15 protein-coding genes and 5 tRNA genes are annotated in these 16,892 nt (G+C 44.3%); 14 read left to right on the forward strand and 6 right to left on the reverse strand.

Annotated features, from left to right (window positions below; translation table 11 throughout):
- Window positions 1–108: 108 nt before the first annotated feature.
- Entirely contained in the window at window positions 109–1,770 is a 1,662-nt protein-coding gene (gene recN / locus F897_RS04210) for a DNA repair protein RecN (RefSeq protein ID WP_005233524.1), read from the reverse strand.
- Between the two features lie 437 nt (window positions 1,771–2,207).
- On the opposite strand from recN, the gene ppnP reads away from it, so the two are divergent.
- From ppnP to F897_RS04225, 3 genes are all read left to right on the forward strand, one after another.
- A complete protein-coding gene (gene ppnP, locus F897_RS04215; RefSeq protein WP_004787221.1) occupies window positions 2,208–2,531 on the forward strand; it encodes a pyrimidine/purine nucleoside phosphorylase in 324 nt (107 codons plus the stop codon).
- A gap of 142 nt (window positions 2,532–2,673) precedes the next feature.
- Window positions 2,674–3,423 (forward strand): 23S rRNA (guanosine(2251)-2'-O)-methyltransferase RlmB, encoded by a 750-nt coding sequence (gene rlmB / locus F897_RS04220; protein ID WP_005233526.1) that lies wholly within the window; start codon window positions 2,674–2,676, stop codon window positions 3,421–3,423.
- A 45-nt stretch (window positions 3,424–3,468) separates the two neighbouring features.
- Window positions 3,469–4,386 (forward strand): DMT family transporter, encoded by a 918-nt coding sequence (locus tag F897_RS04225; protein ID WP_005233528.1) that lies wholly within the window; start codon window positions 3,469–3,471, stop codon window positions 4,384–4,386.
- 38 nt (window positions 4,387–4,424) lie between these two features.
- Here F897_RS04225 and coaE read toward each other — a convergent pair whose 3' ends face one another.
- The 4 genes from coaE to pilB are packed head-to-tail and all read right to left on the reverse strand — an operon-like array spanning window position 4,425 to window position 8,861.
- A complete protein-coding gene (gene coaE, locus F897_RS04230) occupies window positions 4,425–5,030 on the reverse strand; it encodes a dephospho-CoA kinase (protein ID WP_005233529.1) in 606 nt (201 codons plus the stop codon).
- Window position 5,031: 1 nt separating this feature from the next.
- A complete protein-coding gene (locus F897_RS04235; RefSeq protein WP_005233531.1) occupies window positions 5,032–5,892 on the reverse strand; it encodes a prepilin peptidase in 861 nt (286 codons plus the stop codon).
- Complete coding sequence (locus tag F897_RS04240) at window positions 5,892–7,121, reverse strand: type II secretion system F family protein (RefSeq protein WP_004787210.1); 1,230 nt, start codon at window positions 7,119–7,121, stop codon at window positions 5,892–5,894. The genes F897_RS04235 and F897_RS04240 overlap by 1 nt, the downstream gene beginning before the upstream one ends.
- Window positions 7,122–7,151: 30 nt before the next feature.
- Window positions 7,152–8,861 carry a type IV-A pilus assembly ATPase PilB gene (gene pilB, locus F897_RS04245; RefSeq protein WP_005233533.1) on the reverse strand — a complete coding sequence of 570 codons (1,710 nt, stop codon included), beginning with the start codon at window positions 8,859–8,861 and terminating at the stop codon, window positions 7,152–7,154.
- A gap of 279 nt (window positions 8,862–9,140) precedes the next feature.
- Between pilB and tpiA the strand changes: the two genes are divergently transcribed.
- The 11 genes from tpiA to F897_RS04300 all read left to right on the forward strand — a co-directional run bounded on the left by tpiA (window position 9,141) and on the right by F897_RS04300 (window position 16,410).
- The gene (gene tpiA, locus F897_RS04250) at window positions 9,141–9,932 is read left to right on the forward strand and encodes a triose-phosphate isomerase (protein WP_005233535.1); all 792 of its coding nucleotides are present in this window, start codon (window positions 9,141–9,143) and stop codon (window positions 9,930–9,932) included.
- A gap of 13 nt (window positions 9,933–9,945) precedes the next feature.
- Complete coding sequence (gene secG / locus F897_RS04255; protein WP_004787204.1) at window positions 9,946–10,275, forward strand: preprotein translocase subunit SecG; 330 nt, start codon at window positions 9,946–9,948, stop codon at window positions 10,273–10,275.
- Window positions 10,276–10,328: 53 nt separating this feature from the next.
- A tRNA-Leu gene (locus tag F897_RS04260) sits at window positions 10,329–10,413 on the forward strand.
- A 53-nt stretch (window positions 10,414–10,466) separates the two neighbouring features.
- Window positions 10,467–10,543: transfer RNA gene (locus F897_RS04265), tRNA-Met, on the forward strand.
- Window positions 10,544–10,624: 81 nt separating this feature from the next.
- Window positions 10,625–10,701 (forward strand) — tRNA-Met (locus tag F897_RS04270).
- 72 nt (window positions 10,702–10,773) lie between these two features.
- Window positions 10,774–10,850: transfer RNA gene (locus F897_RS04275), tRNA-Met, on the forward strand.
- A gap of 88 nt (window positions 10,851–10,938) precedes the next feature.
- Window positions 10,939–11,015: transfer RNA gene (locus F897_RS04280), tRNA-Met, on the forward strand.
- A gap of 224 nt (window positions 11,016–11,239) precedes the next feature.
- Window positions 11,240–11,764, forward strand: coding sequence for a ribosome maturation factor RimP (gene rimP / locus F897_RS04285; RefSeq protein WP_005233537.1), 525 nt, complete (start codon window positions 11,240–11,242; stop codon window positions 11,762–11,764).
- Window positions 11,765–11,799: 35 nt separating this feature from the next.
- Window positions 11,800–13,284 carry a transcription termination factor NusA gene (gene nusA, locus F897_RS04290; protein WP_004787201.1) on the forward strand — a complete coding sequence of 495 codons (1,485 nt, stop codon included), beginning with the start codon at window positions 11,800–11,802 and terminating at the stop codon, window positions 13,282–13,284.
- 10 nt (window positions 13,285–13,294) lie between these two features.
- The gene (gene infB, locus F897_RS04295) at window positions 13,295–16,006 is read left to right on the forward strand and encodes a translation initiation factor IF-2 (protein ID WP_005233539.1); all 2,712 of its coding nucleotides are present in this window, start codon (window positions 13,295–13,297) and stop codon (window positions 16,004–16,006) included.
- Window positions 16,006–16,410 (forward strand): ribosome-binding factor A, encoded by a 405-nt coding sequence (locus tag F897_RS04300; protein WP_004810065.1) that lies wholly within the window; start codon window positions 16,006–16,008, stop codon window positions 16,408–16,410. The genes infB and F897_RS04300 overlap by 1 nt, the downstream gene beginning before the upstream one ends.
- 79 nt (window positions 16,411–16,489) lie before the next feature.
- On the opposite strand, the gene F897_RS04305 is transcribed toward F897_RS04300, so the two are convergent.
- Window positions 16,490–16,888: a Na+/H+ antiporter subunit G gene (locus tag F897_RS04305; RefSeq protein ID WP_005233541.1), complete on the reverse strand. Its 399-nt coding sequence runs from the start codon at window positions 16,886–16,888 to the stop codon at window positions 16,490–16,492.
- Window positions 16,889–16,892: the final 4 nt, after the last annotated feature.

A 16,892-nucleotide genomic window follows, 5' to 3' on the forward strand; every position in this document is an offset into this window, starting at 1 on the left:
TAAAGCGGAGTGCTTTATTTTTTATTAATTTTTTATAAGTTATTTTAAACTAAAAGACTATTAATAAAAAATCCCTGCACTAGTCAGGGATTTTTTATGAAGCATGATTTATGTTTGCTGAAACTTTAACTGTCTTAACTGACGTGCATGCTGCAAGGTGGTTTCATTAATTTCCACGCCACCCGTCATACGTGCAAGTTCCTGTATAATTTCACTTTCTTCCAGATTAATAATGGTACTGCTGGCCGGATCAGTCTGACGTTTTTTCACCAGTAAATGCTGGTCGGACTGTGCAGCCACCTGCGCCTGATGGGTGATACATAGAATTTGTACATGCTGTGCCAGATCAGCCAATAAGCGACCCACGATTTCCGCAGTTCCGCCACTGATCCCGACATCGATTTCATCAAAGACCAGTACTTCAGCTTCGGTTTTTTCTGCATTCATCACCTGCATCACCAAGGCGATACGGGATAATTCACCGCCTGATGCCACCCGTGCCAGAGGTTGGGCTGGAATGCCCTTGTTGGCAGTAAACAGAAGCTGGATAAAACTCAAACCCTCACTTGATGGATGTTCCAAAGGCTCAAATTTAAATTCAAAATGTGCTTCAGGTAGGGCAAGCTGTTTCACCTGTTCGGTCAGTTTCTTCGCCAGCGGTTCGGCCGCATCACGGCGAATCTGATCCAGATGTTGGGCTTTGCTTAGAAACTCCTGATAAGAGACCTCGACCTGTTCAGCCAGAGTTTCCGGGTCTTCTAGCTGATGCAGTTGTTCAAGTTCAGCCTGCCAGGTCTCATATTCTTCTTTCAGCAATTCTGGCTGGGTGCGGTATTTGCGTGCTAAACGGTGAAACACTTCCAGTTTGGAATTCAGTTCTTCCATACGTTCCGGATCAAAGCTTTGCCGATCCATAAACTGGCGTAAGGTCGCCGTCGCATCTTCGAGTTCACTTTGGGCATTGAGCAATGAAGTGTAAATCTGGGAAAGCTGCTCGCTACGACCGGCATGCGATTCCATACGGCGTAAAATTGAAGCCAGTTCCTGCGAAATATTCTGTTCACCTTCGTCCAGGCCATTCAGGCTATAGACACAGTCCTGCATAATCGCTTCATGATGTGAAAGACGGTCAAACTCCTGCTCAATTTCCTGATAATCCGTTTGGACGACTTCCTCCAGTTCTTCCAGTTGCAGCTCCAGAGTTTCCGTACGTTGCTTACGGGTTGCTTGTGCATCTAGCGCGGCCTGATGCTGGCGAATATTTTTATGCCAGGTGCTATAAGCGTCACGTACTTCCTGAGCTGATGCATAAAAATTGCTATAGCGATCTAGCCAGTGTTTGGGATAAGGCGGTTCTAGAAGTTGCTGCTGACTATGCTGGCTGTACAGCTGAACCAGTAAGCGACCAATTTCTTTAAGTTCTGACAGGCTGCTTGGGCGGCCATTGATCCAGGCCTTGCTACGTCCAGTGGCAAAGATCACCCGGCGTAAATGAATTTCCCCTGACTCATCATCGAGTTCATGCTCTTTTAACCAGCCTGCTTCAGGGCTGTCTTCCTGATAGCTAAAGGTCGCGGTTACATCGGCTTTTTCGGTGCCATAACGCACATAATTGGTATCGGTTCGTTCACCCAGGCAAGCAGATAGAGCATCCAGTAACAGGGATTTACCTGCACCGGTTTCACCAGTAAGAACGTTAAAACCTTTATCAATATCAATAGCAAGATGCTCGGCCAAAGCAAAATTGATCAGAGTTAAATGTGTCAGCATAAACGCATCCGGGCTGCGAAAAGTTTGAATGAAATAGCATGTCAGTTGCTTCAGTCTAGCAACGCGGCTGTTATTATAAATCAGGATAAATCGATTTCATTCTATCTTAAATTTCATGGATTAATACACGCTTATTTGAATGTTGTGTCACAGGAACCAAGATCAGGCTACTGAAGTTACAAAAGATATTTTCATTTTTCTGACATGCTTGAAGGTTAAATTAAATCAGATCGGAATATATTTTGCTTATAAATGGCGGGAAAAATCACGGCATTTTCCAAGATCTGCTGAAATCACTTAAACAGCCTGGAATAAAGACAAGCAGGGGTACCCCATAATTTCATTCAAGTCAGATAAACTTCGATTGATTAGTTGCGGGTGCACATTTAAACTACAGCAATCAAAATATTACAAAATGCTTTATCTGGAGAAATGGCATGTCAGCTCAGTTTGATCATGTATCAGTACTTAAAAAATCGAATGTGTATTTTGGCGGGTTATGCATCAGCCATGTGGTGCAATTTGAAGATGGCACTAAAAAAACCTTAGGGGTAATTTTACCTTCAGAAAATGCATTAACTTTTGAAACACATGTCCCTGAGCGTATGGAAATCATTTCAGGTGAATGCCGTGTGCAAATCGCTGACAGCGAAGAGAAAGAACTGTTCCGTGCTGGTCAGTCGTTCTATGTGCCAGGCAATAGCCGTTTCAAAATCGAAACTGATGACGTGCTGGACTATGTTTGCCATTTTGAAGGCTAAACAGACCTACAGATGAGCTGTAACCGATCAAGAAATTTTGTTCTGAATCGGTTAAACTAAGCTTGATACAGAATCCTGTGAAGTTGGCTTTGCAGGATTTTTCTTTTGCTACCTATTTCCCAATTTATTTTCGAGGTCGTTCATGGCTAAACCTGAGTATTATTATGGCGTCCATTCAGTAGAATCACTGCTGGAGCTTGAGCCTGAACGTGTCTTGACTCTTTTTACCCTGAAAGGTCGTGATGATCAGCGCCTGAAACGTGTGCTGGAATTGGCTGAGCCTTTCGGCATCAGTGTCCAGCAGGCCAGTCGTGACAAGCTGGAAAAACTGGCAGGTTTGCCTTTTCACCAAGGCGTTGTGGCGGCAGTTCGTCCGCATCCAACCTTAAATGAAAAGGATCTGGAAGATCTATTGAAGCAAGATTCTCAAGTACTTCTATTAGCACTCGATCAGGTAACTGATCCACATAACCTGGGTGCTTGTATTCGTACTGCCGCAGCGATGGGTGTAGCGGCTGTGATTGTACCGCGTGACCGTTCAGCAAGCCTGACGCCAACTGCACGTAAAGTAGCAGCGGGTGGTGCAGAAAAAGTGAAGTTTATTCAGGTGACCAATCTGGCGCGTACTTTGGGTCAAATCAAAGATGAATTTAATGTACGTGTGGTTGGTACGATGCTGGATGAAAAAGCTTTACCTATCCAGAAATTTGATTTTACCGGAACAGGTGTATGCGTGGTGATGGGTGCGGAAGATACCGGTTTACGTCCAATTACCCAAAGCCAATGTGACCAGACGGTTTATATTCCGATGGCAGGCAATCTGCAAAGCCTGAATGTAAGCGTGGCAACAGGGATGGCTCTTTATGAGGCCTGTCGTCAGCGTCAAGCTTAAGTCCTTTTTATTGTTTATTCATAAATACTGTTAAAGAAGAAGTCTATGTCTCCCCGAACCCAAGGTTATGCCTTTGTCTTAATTACCATGTGTATTTGGGGAGGTTTTACCTTAAGCACGCGCTTAAGTGCCCAATGGGGGATTAGTGCCTGGGATCTGGTTGGATTACGTTTTCTATTGGCTTTTCTGATTCTGATGCCAGTCCTGATTTATAAAAAGGACACAGCCTTTTTATGGAGTAAGGAATCCTTTCTCTTAGCCATGGTCGGTGGAGTGGGGTATTGCCTGACCGCCTATACCGCTTTCCATTATGCACCTGCAGCTCATGCTGCCGTATTTCTCAATGGCTGTATTCCGCTTAGTACCGCAGTGGCTGCTTTTGTATTATTTAAACAGGGGTTTGACCGACATACCTGGATTAGTATGGCGATTATGCTGCTTGCGGTTGGTAGTATGAGCTGGCTGATGTTCCGGGAGTCTGGTGTTGCCTTGGGATTAGGCGATCTGCTGTTTTTCATCAGTGCGATGTGGTGGGGTGTGTTCACTGTACTGCTACGTCAATGGAAGCTATCTGCCTGGCATTCTATGGCTAGTGTGGCGATCTGGTCAGCCATCGTTTATGTGCCAATTTATCTGCTATTCTTCCCCAAACATCTGGATGCGGCTGAACCTTGGCAAATGGCTTCCCAAGTTCTCTTTCACGGTATTTTTGTGGTGATTGTAGCGACACTAACTTATGTGGAAGCGATTAAGCGTTTAGGTGCATTTAAAGCGGGCAGTATCGTGACCCTCGCACCATTCATTGCTGCCATACTGGCTGTACCGTTATTAAATGAACCTCTAAGTCTCGCGATTGTCTCTGGTTTGGTAGGTATGGCAATTGGTGCCATACAGCCTTGGCGCTGGTTGATGCATCAAGATAGTCTGAGTCAAAAACTGGAAGAACAAAAAAAGCAGTCCTAAAAGGGCTGCTTTTTATGTGAACTCTGACTGAGTTCGGGTTAATGATTTTGAGCAGCCATCTGAAGATACTTTTCATGTAAAGGCGTGAGATGGGCATAAAGATGTTCCAGCTCACCATCATTTAGCACAATATCATCAGCCATGGCACACTTTTGTTCACGCGGCATTTGTGCGGCAATGATCTTCTGAATTTGCTCTACATTTTGTCCATCGCGCTGTGAAGCCCGTTGAATTTGCAGTTCAATAGCAGCATCAATTAATAATGTATGTTGTGTCAGTTCATGCTGATTGGTTTCAAACAATAAAGGAGACACTAAAATCGCATAAGGACTTTGTGCTGCATGCAACTGTTGAAGAATTGAAGTGCGAATAGCAGGGTGAGTGATGTTTTCCAGTGTTTTTCGTGCTTCTGGAGAATGAAAAATATGTTCGCGCAAAGCACGGCGATTCAATGAGCCATCCTCAAGCAAAAACCAATCGCCAAAAGCTTGCTGAATCTGCTGTAGGGCTGGTTGACCAATATCAACGACTTCACGAGCGACAATATCTGCATCTACGACAGCAATCCCTTGTGCTTCAAACCATTGACTGGCAGCAGACTTGCCACTGCCAATTCCACCAGTTAAACCGAGTACAAATTTCACTTTACTGACCTAAATAGATTTTCATGATCTGCTCACCCCATAAAAAGGCAATCCAGCCGGCAATAGCAATATAAGGGCCAAAGGCAAAGGGCTGATTTTCTTTACGGACTTTAAGCAGGATAATCCCAATAATCGCACCCACTAATGAGGACAATAATACAATTAACGGTAGAAGCATAGGGCCCATCCAAGCACCTAGGGCCGCTAACAGTTTGAAATCCCCATAGCCCATACCTTCCTTACCGGTCACCAGCTTAAACAGATAGTACACCACCCATAAGCATAAGAAGCCAATGATATATCCCCAGATGGCAGAATTAGGGGTCGTATAAATCGCATAACTATTAATACCCAGGCCGAGTGCAGCCAGCGGTAGGGTATAGCGATCGGGTAATAACTGGGTGTCGAAATCAATAAAGGTGAGGGCAATCAGGACATAGGTAAAAACCAAACCAAACAGCATCTGTATTGTAGGCCCGAATACTGCCACCACTATCAGTGCACAAGCAGCTGTCAAAAGCTCAATAAATGGATAGCGGATACTGATAGGATTTTGACAGTTACCACATTTACCACGTAATAAGATCCAGCTAATCACCGGAATATTCTGATACCAGCGAATAGGAGTCTGACATTTCGGGCAGGTTGAAGCTGGCTTGCTTAAAGTAATTTTGCTTTCATCAATAATGGGCTGATCTGGATGCAAAAACAGCTGGCAATCTGTACGCCATTCCTGTTCCATCATTTTAGGGGTGCGGTAAATGACAACGTTTAAAAAGCTACCAATACAGAGACTAAAAAGCCCAACTGCGAGATAAAGCGCAGTTGGGTTTTGACTGAAATATAAAATAAAATCTTGCATTAAACCACGGAACCCATTTGGAAAATTGGAAGGTACATTGCGATAACAAGGCCACCAACAAGGACACCAAGAATTGCCATAATCAAGGGCTCCATCATGGAAGTTAAACCGTCGACCGCATTGTCGACTTCATTTTCATAATGGGTTGCGACTTTATCCAGCATGGCATCCAATGCACCTGATTCTTCACCAATTGCAACCATTTGTACGGCCATAGAAGGGAATTTATCGGTGACACGCATGGCAAATTGAAGCTGTTGACCTGTCGCAACATCTTCCTTGATTTTTAATACCGCCTCCTCATAGACCACGTTATTGGTTGCACCAGCAGTCGATTCAAGCGCATCAATTAATGGCACACCGGCAGCAAAAGTGGTGGCGAGAGTGCGGCTATAACGGGCAATGATTGCTTTATAGACCAGATCACCAAAGATGGGCGCTTTGAGCGCAGCTTTATCCAGTAAATCGCGAAATTTTTTGCTACGCTTTTTCGCTTCAAGGAAAGCAGTAATCACTACGCCAATTCCAATAATCAAAAGGAACCAATATTTTTGCATCCATTCGGACATATTGACTACCATTTTAGTAAATGCAGGTAAGTCCGCACCGAATGAAGAGAATAAGTCTTGGAATACAGGGACTACTTTCACCATCAGGATAATTGTGACGATCACAGCTACTACAATAACTGTAGCTGGATATTTCATGGCTTTTTTAATTTTTTGCTTTAACAGTTCACTTTTTTCTTTATAAATTGCGACACGATCCAGCATGGTTTCCAGAGCACCCGATTGTTCGCCAGATTCGACCAAAGAGCAGAATAGATTATCGAAATATTGCGGGTACTTACGTAGAGCACCAGCGAAAGTATTCCCGCCTTCGACTTCACCTTTAATTCCAAGCACAACCTCGCGCATAGAAGGATTTTCCAAACCTTCCGCAACAATTTCAAAGCCCTGAACTAACGGTACCCCAGCTTTCATCATAGTAGCGAGCTGACGGGTGAAGATAGTGATATCCAGTGTAGAAACTTTTTTCTTCATCAAACCTTCGAGAATATTTTTTTTCTTTTCTCGAATAGTTTTGATCGTAATGCCTTGTTTGCGCAAGTTCACTTTTGCTAAGGCCATATTTCGTGCCGGCAATTCCCCCTTGATCTTGGCGCCTTTGCGGTCAACCCCTTCATAACTGAAGATCGGTGTCATCTGGCCTTTTTTTACTGCTGCCATAGCTTTATCCTTATTTTATATTCAGCACGATCATTCGCTGGTTACACGATTGACTTCCTGTAAAGAAGTCACCCCCTGCATAACCTTCACTAACCCTGATCGGCGTAAATTGTTAAATCCTGCACGCGCGGAAGCTTCAGCAATTTCAATGGCATTGCCATCTTCCATAATAATTCTTGAAATTTCAGGTGTGACTTTCATGACTTCGTAAATACCGACCCGGCCCTTATACCCTTCACGGCATTCATTACAGCCGACTGGCTCATAAATCTGAAATTCAGGGCTTTGTAAATCTGATTCGGTAAAGCCCATTTCCAGCAAACTTTGCTGAGGAATATCAGCCGGCTTTTTACATTGTGAACACAAGCGACGGGCCAGACGCTGCGCAATCACTAGATTGACCGAGGTCGCAATGTTGAAAGAAGGGACGCCCATATTACGTAAACGGGTCAGGGTTTCCGGAGCACTGTTGGTGTGCAGGGTTGACATCACCATATGACCTGTTTGGGCTGCTTTAATTGCAATTTCAGCTGTTTCTAGATCTCGGATCTCACCAACCATGACGATATCTGGATCCTGACGCAAGAAGGATTTTAATGCCGCTGCGAAAGTCAGGCCAACTTTATTGTTGACGTTCACCTGATTAATCCCTTGCAGATTAATCTCGACTGGGTCTTCCGCAGTAGAAATATTGGTATCTTCACGATTTAAGATGTTTAAGCCCGTATAAAGGGATACGGTTTTACCGGAACCAGTAGGACCGGTAATCAGTAACATCCCTTGCGGTTTATCTAAGGCTTCCATGAATAACTCTTTCTGCTCAGGTTCATAACCTAAAGCATCAATTCCCAGCATGGCACTAGACGGATCTAGAATACGTAGAACCAGTTTTTCACCAAACAGGGTAGGGAGTGAGTTAACACGGAAGTCGATAGCTTTGTTTTTTGAAAGCTTTAATTTAATACGGCCGTCTTGAGGCACGCGTTTCTCAGAAATGTCCATTTGCGACATAACTTTTAAACGTGACGCCAAACGGTTTGCTAGTTGTAGCGGCGGTGTTGCAATTTGACGTAAGACTCCATCAACACGATAGCGTACCCGATACATTTTTTCATAAGGTTCAAAATGTAGATCCGATGCGCCCATACGAATGGCATCAATCAGTAATTTATTAATATATTTGACAATCGGGGCTTCTTCACCTTTGTCTTTTTCGTCTTCTTCTTGAGTCGGATCGGCTGTATCGACATTTACATCCAGATCGAAATCATCGTCGAAATCAAAAGTACTTTCTTCAGTAAAGTTTTGCTCGATCAGTTTCTCGAGTTTATTGTGTTCAACAATAACGGTTTCAATATTCAGTTTGGTGGCAAAACGAATTGCATCCGTTGCTTCAATATTGGTTGGATTGCTCGTGGCAACATAAAGAACATTGGAATTCTTATAAATTGGCAAAATTCGATGTTTAGTAATTAGCTTTTCATCGATATCTTCACGCAGGATTTGTCCTGGATCATAAGCGCCAATATCAAATAAAGGCTCACCAAATTCTACTGAGATCGTTTCAGCAATGGTGGTAGGGGAAAGATTATGGTGACTGACCAAATAGGCCACGATATCCGTTTTTTCTTGTTTGGCATTGGCTAAAGCAGTACGCATATCTTCAGCCGATAATACCCCTTCATCGACCAGGCGACGAATAAACCCCGTAAATCTTGGTGACCCCTGCAATGCTGTCATGCTTCAATATGCCTATCAATTCAATTTTTTTAATTTACTATTCTAAAATTATACGTTTGTTATACAAAAATACCATAGCTGAGAATGCTGCAATCTTCCTGATATTCAGTAAAAGCTTGAACTGGTCGGAAGAACCGGGCATTTTTTTCAGTGATAACAAAAAATATCCATTTTGAATAGTCTAAACTGAGAAATAGGATGAATAAAACTATTCTTTAAATTTTACAATTCCGTGTAGAATGTGCCCAATTCAAGATATGTCAGTGAAATAGGTTATTTATGTCGGTTTCGACGATTACCCCTTGGGTAGTGGGCAACTGGAAAATGAATCCAATGCAAGCAGATGCCCAGGCTTTGGTTCAAAATTTCAAAGACTTGCTTGAGTCTGCGCCAGTTTCAACAGAGAAATGTCATTTGGGTGTGGCACCGACAACCCTTGCCTTAACTCAAATTCAAACTGCATTTGCTTCTGCAAATCGCCCTGTATATACCGTAGCACAAGATGTATCACGTATTTCAGGTACAGGCGCTTATACCGGGGAAGTAAGTGCTGAATTATTGGCTGATAGCCAGATTCGCTATGTATTGATTGGACACTCTGAACGTCGTGAAATTTTTGCTGAAAGTTCACAGATTCTAAATGCTAAAATCAAGAATGCCTTAAATGCCGGCTTAACCGTAATTTACTGTGTGGGCGAAAGTCTGGAACAGCGTGAAGCAGGGCAGGCAGAAGCAGTGGTTCTGCAACAGATTTGTGATATCGCGACTGTGGTTGTAGGCGAGCAGTGGAAAAATATCGTGATTGCTTATGAGCCAATCTGGGCCATTGGTACCGGTAAAACAGCTTCTCCGGAAGATGCGCAGGCCATGCATGCTCAGATCCGTCAGGGCTTGAGCCAGATTACAGGTTATGCTGCGACTATGGCGATTTTATATGGTGGTAGTGTAAAACCGGAAAATGCAGTAGAGTTAGCAGCCTGTCCTGACATTAACGGGGCATTGGTGGGTGGTGCATCACTCAATGCTGAGTCGTTCCATCAAATTGCTCAAGCATTTGCAAATACACAATAATTAGGAGTTCAGCATGCAAACTTTTGTGCTGGTAGTACATATTATCTTAGCGATTTTGATGATTGTCTTGATTTTGGTTCAGCATGGTAAAGGTGCGGATGCAGGTGCATCATTCGGTGGCGGCGGTGCGGCAACGATCTTTGGTGCCTCGGGTTCGGGTAATTTCATGACCCGTTTGACGGCAGTTTTTACCGCATTGTTCTTTGTAACCAGTATTACTTTGGCGATTCTTGCCAAGAAACAGACCACTGATGCGTACAGTTTGTCTTCAATTCAATCAGCTCCAACTGCGCCTGCGCAACCGGTTGAAACTTCACCAACTGCACCACAAACGACCGAATAATTTTAATTAAACCTTTCTTTTTTTCAGTGATGCGACTAGAATGCGTCACAGCTGCGGTGGTGGTGGAATTGGTAGACACGCTACCTTGAGGTGGTAGTGCTTTCGGGCGTGGGGGTTCAAGTCCCCCCTTCCGCACCAACTTATAATCCAGAACATAAGTTGGTGTATGCAGCTAAAAAAACTTCTGTTGTTGCGGGATGGAGCAGTCTGGTAGCTCGTCGGGCTCATAACCCGAAGGTCGTTGGTTCAAATCCAGCTCCCGCTACCAATCAATCCTTTTTTAAAGACGCAAACTTTTAAAAGGCAGCTTAAATCTGATTTAAGTTGAGAAGGATTATTTGCATGTTGTTGCGGGGTGGAGCAGTCTGGTAGCTCGTCGGGCTCATAACCCGAAGGTCGTTGGTTCAAATCCAGCCCCCGCTACCAATCCTTTAAAGATGCAAACTTTAAAGGCGGTTTAATGATAGAATGTTAAGCTGAATGTTATTTGTATGCTGATGCGGGATGGAGCAGTCTGGTAGCTCGTCGGGCTCATAACCCGAAGGTCGTTGGTTCAAATCCAGCTCCCGCTACCAATTTTTCAGTAACAGATAACAAATATGCAGAATGATGTGGTTGTGATTGAAAAGTTCGCATCTTTTGTATATAATTTTTGCACGTTGATGCGGGATGGAGCAGTCTGGTAGCTCGTCGGGCTCATAACCCGAAGGTCGTTGGTTCAAATCCAGCTCCCGCTACCAAGTTTCTTAAAAGAGGCTCACAACTATGGTGGGCCTTTTTGCACAGTGGGATTTGAAAAAAGTTCAAATTGTGTATTAATTGGGGCGATTTACGCCCTTTTTTATTGGCTATCGTGTAGTGTCGACAATATTTGGTCAAATCTCCATGTTTCACTACTACTATAGTTTGTATTGGTTTGTAGTGGTCAAATAGATCATAAAATCGCACCAGATGACGAGAGTAAATGAAGCTATCAAATAAAACTCAAGCACTTCAGGACTTGATTGCACCAGCAGTTGAAGCCTGTGATGTAAACCTGTGGGGGATTGAATTCCTGCCACAAGGCAAACGTTCATTATTACGGATCTATATCGACAAACCGGTCGATGAAAATGCAACACCTGTTGTCAATGAAGATGGCGAAGAAGAGCAGGGTCGTGGTATTGGGGTTCAGGACTGTGTGCGTGTCACACAGCAAGTCGGCGCGATCTTGGATGTACATGATCCAATCTCAGGTGAATATTCGCTTGAAGTGTCTTCACCAGGTTGGGATCGTCCATTCTTCCAGCTCGAACAGATGTCAGGCTATATTGGTCATACCGTAGCACTACGTCTGATCAGTGCGGTAGATAACCGTCGTAAATTCCAGGCAAAACTGATTGCAGTCGACCTTGAAAATGAAATGATTCAAGTTGAAGTAGAAAAGCAACAGATTTTGGATATCGACAGTCACAATATCGATAAAGCAAACTTGGTCTATCAAGATTAATTCAATTAATAAGAATCTGAACGAATAGGTGACTTATGGCACGTGAAATTCTTACCGTGGTTGAAACGGTTAGTAACGAAAAAGGTGTAAGTCGTGAAGCAATTTTTGAAGCGCTAGAACAAGCTTTGGTTGCAGCGACTAAGAAGAAATTCTACGAGGGGACTCACTCGGAAGAAGCTCGTCTTCGTGTAGAGATTGACCGTAAAACTGGGGATTACCGTACTTTCCGTCAATGGGAAGTGGTGGCTGATGAAGATCATGAAATGCCTGCTTGTCAGGATGCGATCTCTGATGTGGATCCAGCACAATGGTCGATTGGTGATATCCGTGAACTGGAAGTAGAATCAATCGATTTCGGTCGTATTGCTGCCCAGATCGCGAAACAGGTGATTGTACAGAAGATTCGCGAAGCAGAACGTGCGCTGGTTGCCGATGCGTATGAATCTAAAGTCGGTGAGCTGATCTATGGTGAAGTGAAAAAACAAACCAAAGATGGTTTTATCATTGACTTGGGTGACAACGCAGAAGCGTATCTGGCACGTGAAGAGATGATTCCGAAGGAAATCCTTCGTCCGAAACAACGCGTAAATGCGATTCTATATAGCGTTAACCGTGAAGGCCGTGGTGCACAATTATTGTTGTCACGTGCTAAACCGGAAATGCTGATTGCATTGATGAAAAAAGAAATTCCTGAAATTTCTGAAGAAATCATTGAAATTAAGGCCGCAGCTCGTCAACCGGGTGTTCGTGCTAAAATTGCAGTGAAAACCAACGACCACCGTATTGACCCGGTGGGTGCTTGTATTGGTATGCGTGGTACACGTATCCAGGCTGTACAGCAAGAGCTCAATGGCGAGCGTATTGATGTGGTGGTTTGGTCTGATGATCCTGCGCAATATATCGCAAGCGCATTAGAACCAGCAGATGTATCTAGTATTGTGATCGATGAAGATGCACGTACTGCAGACATCATTTTCGCGACTAGTGATCAGCTAGCTCGTGCAATTGGTTCACAAGGTCAAAACGTTCGTCTGGCATCTGAATTGACTGGCTACAAGCTGGATATGATGCTGGAAGAAGAATACTACGCACGTCAGCAGAGCGAAGCACAAAAATACCTAGACATGTTTGTTACACGTCTGGATATTGCTGAAGATTTGGCGATGGCGTTGGTAGAAATGGGCTTCACCTCGCTTGAAGAAATTGCTTACGTACCGCCAGAAACGTTTGATGAAATCGAACTGGATGCGGAACTGGTTGAACTACTGCAAAGCCGTGCGAAAGAAATTGCACTTGCTGATGCATTACAACAGCAAGAAAACGTACAAGCGCCAAGTGAAGAACTTGTTGCAATGGAAGGCATGACAGCAGAGATCGCGCAAGCTCTCGCAGCTCGTGGTGTGGTAACCGTAGATGACTTAGCTGACCAAGCGACTGATGATATTGAAGATATCGAAGGTCTCGGTGCTGAGAAAGCCGGTCAACTTATTATGAAAGCGCGCGAATCATGGTTTAACTAGGAGGTAGTATATGACGGACAAGTCGATTAAAGAGTTAGCACTCAGCGTGGGTCGCCATGTTGATAAGCTCCTAGAGCAGGTTCGTGAGGCAGGTTTACCACAGCGTAAAGCTGACGATATTATTACCACCGAACAACAAGATCGCTTAATGAATCATGTGAAAAAGACACAAGGTTCAGATGGCCATGCAGGACAAATCACGTTGAAACGTAAAACGACCAGTACTGCTAAAGTGGCAAGTACTTCAGGTAAGGCGAAAACGATTAATGTAGAAGTTCGCAAGAAACATACATTCGTCAAGCCAGACCCGGAACAAATTAAAGCAGAAGCTTTAGCGAAGGCTCAAGCTGAACAGCAAGCGAAAGCAGAAGCTGAACAGAAGTCAGCACCAGCTAAAAAACCTGCTGATGCACCTAAATCAGGTACAAACAATGCAAGCAAAGCACTAGAAGCAATGCGTGCAGCTCAGAAACAAGAAACTGAGAAACAGGAAACACCTAAAGCCGCTGTTGTGGTAACACGCAAATCAACTAATAAACCGATTGTGAAAGCAGCGGTTAAACAAGTTGAAACAGCAGAACAGAAAAAAGCGCGTGAAGCTCAAGCCGCTCAATTAAAAGCAGCTGAAGAAGCAGCACGTCGCAAGGCAGCTGAAGAAGCACAACAACGTACCCTTGAGCAAATGCGCAAGATGGCGTCGAAGTATTCTTCTGAAGATACCACTGCAACCATTCGTGTGATTGATGATTCTCCACTTGCGGCTGGTCTGGTTGGCCAGGCATATGAAGACTCATTTGCGAAAGAAGACCGCGAAATTAAACGTGGTACTAACACTTCAAATACACGTTCACCGAAGAAAGGTGGTCGTCGTGGTGAAGAGCAGTCTTTCCGTGATAACTCACATAAACGTGGTTTGAAATCTAGCCAAGCGAATAAGCATGGTTTTGAAAAACCAGTGAAAAAACAGGTTTATGACGTTGAAATCGGTGAAACGATTGTCGTGGCTGACCTGGCTGCGAAAATGGCAGTTAAGGTTCGTGAAGTCATCAAGTCACTAATGAAAATGGGTGAACTGGTTACTCAAAACCAGGCGATCGATCAGGAAATCGCGGCACTTGTGGTTGAAGAAATGGGTCATAACCCGGTACTGGTTTCTGAAACTGCAGTCGAAGATAACCTGCTTGAACAGGCTGAAGAAGCACGTGGTGCGCAAACTACTCGTGCGCCAGTTGTTACGATCATGGGGCACGTTGACCATGGTAAAACATCGCTTCTAGACCGTATCCGTCGTGCCAAAGTGGCGCAAGGCGAAGCAGGTGGTATTACCCAGCATATTGGTGCTTACCATGTAACGACTGATAAAGGCACTATTACATTCCTTGATACTCCGGGACACGCAGCGTTTACTGCAATGCGTTCACGTGGTGCCAAAGCGACTGATATCGTAGTTCTAGTTGTAGCAGCAGATGATGGCGTGATGCCACAAACTGCAGAAGCAATCGATCACGCTCGTGCGGCGGGTACGCCAATCATTGTTGCAATCAACAAGATGGATAAAGACTCTGCTGATCCAGATCGCGTATTGAATGAATTGACCACCAAAGAAATCGTACCTGAAGAATGGGGCGGTGACGTTCCTGTAGCGAAAGTATCTGCACATACTGGCGCGGGTATTGACGAACTTCTTGACCTGATTTTAATTCAGTCTGAATTGCTTGAATTGAAAGCATCTGAAGAAGGTGCGGCACAAGGTGTTGTGATTGAAGCACGTGTTGATAAAGGCCGCGGTGCAGTAACTTCTATTCTTGTACAGAACGGTACGTTGAAAGTGGGCGACCTGGTACTTGCTGGTTCGTCTTATGGCCGCGTTCGTGCCATGACCGATGAAAACGGTAAACGTATCAAGTCTGCAGGTCCTTCGATTCCAGTCGAAATTCTGGGTCTTCCAGAAGCGCCGATGGCAGGTGACGAAGTTCTTGTTGTGAATGACGAGAAGAAAGCACGTGAAGTTGCCGATGCGCGTATGGATCGTGAACGTCAAAAACGTCTTGAACGTCAATCTGCAATGCGTCTTGAAAACATCATGGCGTCTATGGGCAAAAAAGATGTACCAATCGTCAATGTAGTATTGAAAACTGATGTACGCGGTACATTGGAAGCACTGCATGTTGCATTGGCTGAGCTTTCAACGGATGAAGTAAAAGTACGTATCATTGGTTCTGGTGTTGGTGCGATTACTGAATCTGACGTAACACTTGCTGAATCTTCAGAAGCGGTTCTTCTTGGCTTTAACGTACGTGCCGACAGTACTGCACGTCAAAAAGCAGATGCAGACAGTATCGACATTCGTTACTACTCAGTGATCTATCAATTGATTGATGACGTGAAAGCAGCGATGAGCGGTAAGCTGGCTCCTGAACACCGTGAAACCATCTTGGGTGTTGCTCAAGTACGTGAAGTATTCCATTCAAGCAAATTTGGTGCTGCAGCAGGCTGTATGGTACTTGAAGGCGTATTACACCGTAATAAACCGATTCGCGTATTACGTGATGACGTGGTGATCTTCCAGGGCGAGCTAGAATCTCTTCGTCGCTACAAAGAAGTGGTGGAAGAAGTTCGTGCCGGTATGGAATGTGGTCTTGCGGTGAAAGGCTATAAAGACATCAAACCTCTCGATAAAATCGAAGTGTATGATGTGCAATTGATTAAACGGAGTCTTTAATGGCGGGTAGTCAACGTCTGAAGCGTATGGCGGATACGGTACAACGCGAGTTGTCTGAACTGATCCGTCAGGAGCTGAAGGATCCACGTCTGGGTGGTCTGGTGACCATCTCAGCCGTGAAGGTGAGCCCAGACTTAGGATATGCAGAAGTTTATGTCACAGTAATGGGTCGTGAACTTGGTGATGAGCAAAGTGAAGCGGCAAATAAAGAAACACTCGATGTCCTGAATAAGGCATCCGGGTTCTTGCGTCATGAACTGAGCCGTCGGATCAAGACACGTATTACACCTCGTCTACGTTTCCATTACGACAAAACCAATGCATATGGTAACTATATGTTTGGTCTGATTGCTGAAGCAGTGAAGGACTTACCTCCTGCTGAAGACAAGAAAGATGAAGAATAAGCTTTTATAAAGCGCAATAAAAAAGCCACCTTAGGGTGGCTTTTTTATTGTTGAACTTTTAAGTAGAACTGGCTAACTATTACTTTGAATCCTGGTCATTCATTTTCTTTTCATAAAATGCACGACGGCGGGTTTTCTGCCAAGGCAATGGACGTTCCAGCGTTTCTGGCACTTCACCACTCATCGAGCGTAAACGTAAATGCAAGGCGGCTTGTGCCATCAGGTTGGCAGATACCGGTGCAGTAATGAAGGCAAATAGGGTAATCAGTACTTCGGCAAAACCTAAACGGCCATAGATGGCTGAGAAAATAATAGAAGCGATCAGGAAGCTTCCCAATCCTAAGGTACTGGATTTGGTCGGTGCATGCAGACGCATAAACAGGTCGGGTAGACGTATCATCCCAATACCGCCCACCAGCATAAAGAACGCGCCAATCAATAAAAAAATCGAAACTAGTATTTCTAAAATCAAAGGCATTTAA

This window comes from Acinetobacter variabilis (assembly GCF_000369625.1).
Classification (GTDB): domain Bacteria; phylum Pseudomonadota; class Gammaproteobacteria; order Pseudomonadales; family Moraxellaceae; genus Acinetobacter; species Acinetobacter variabilis.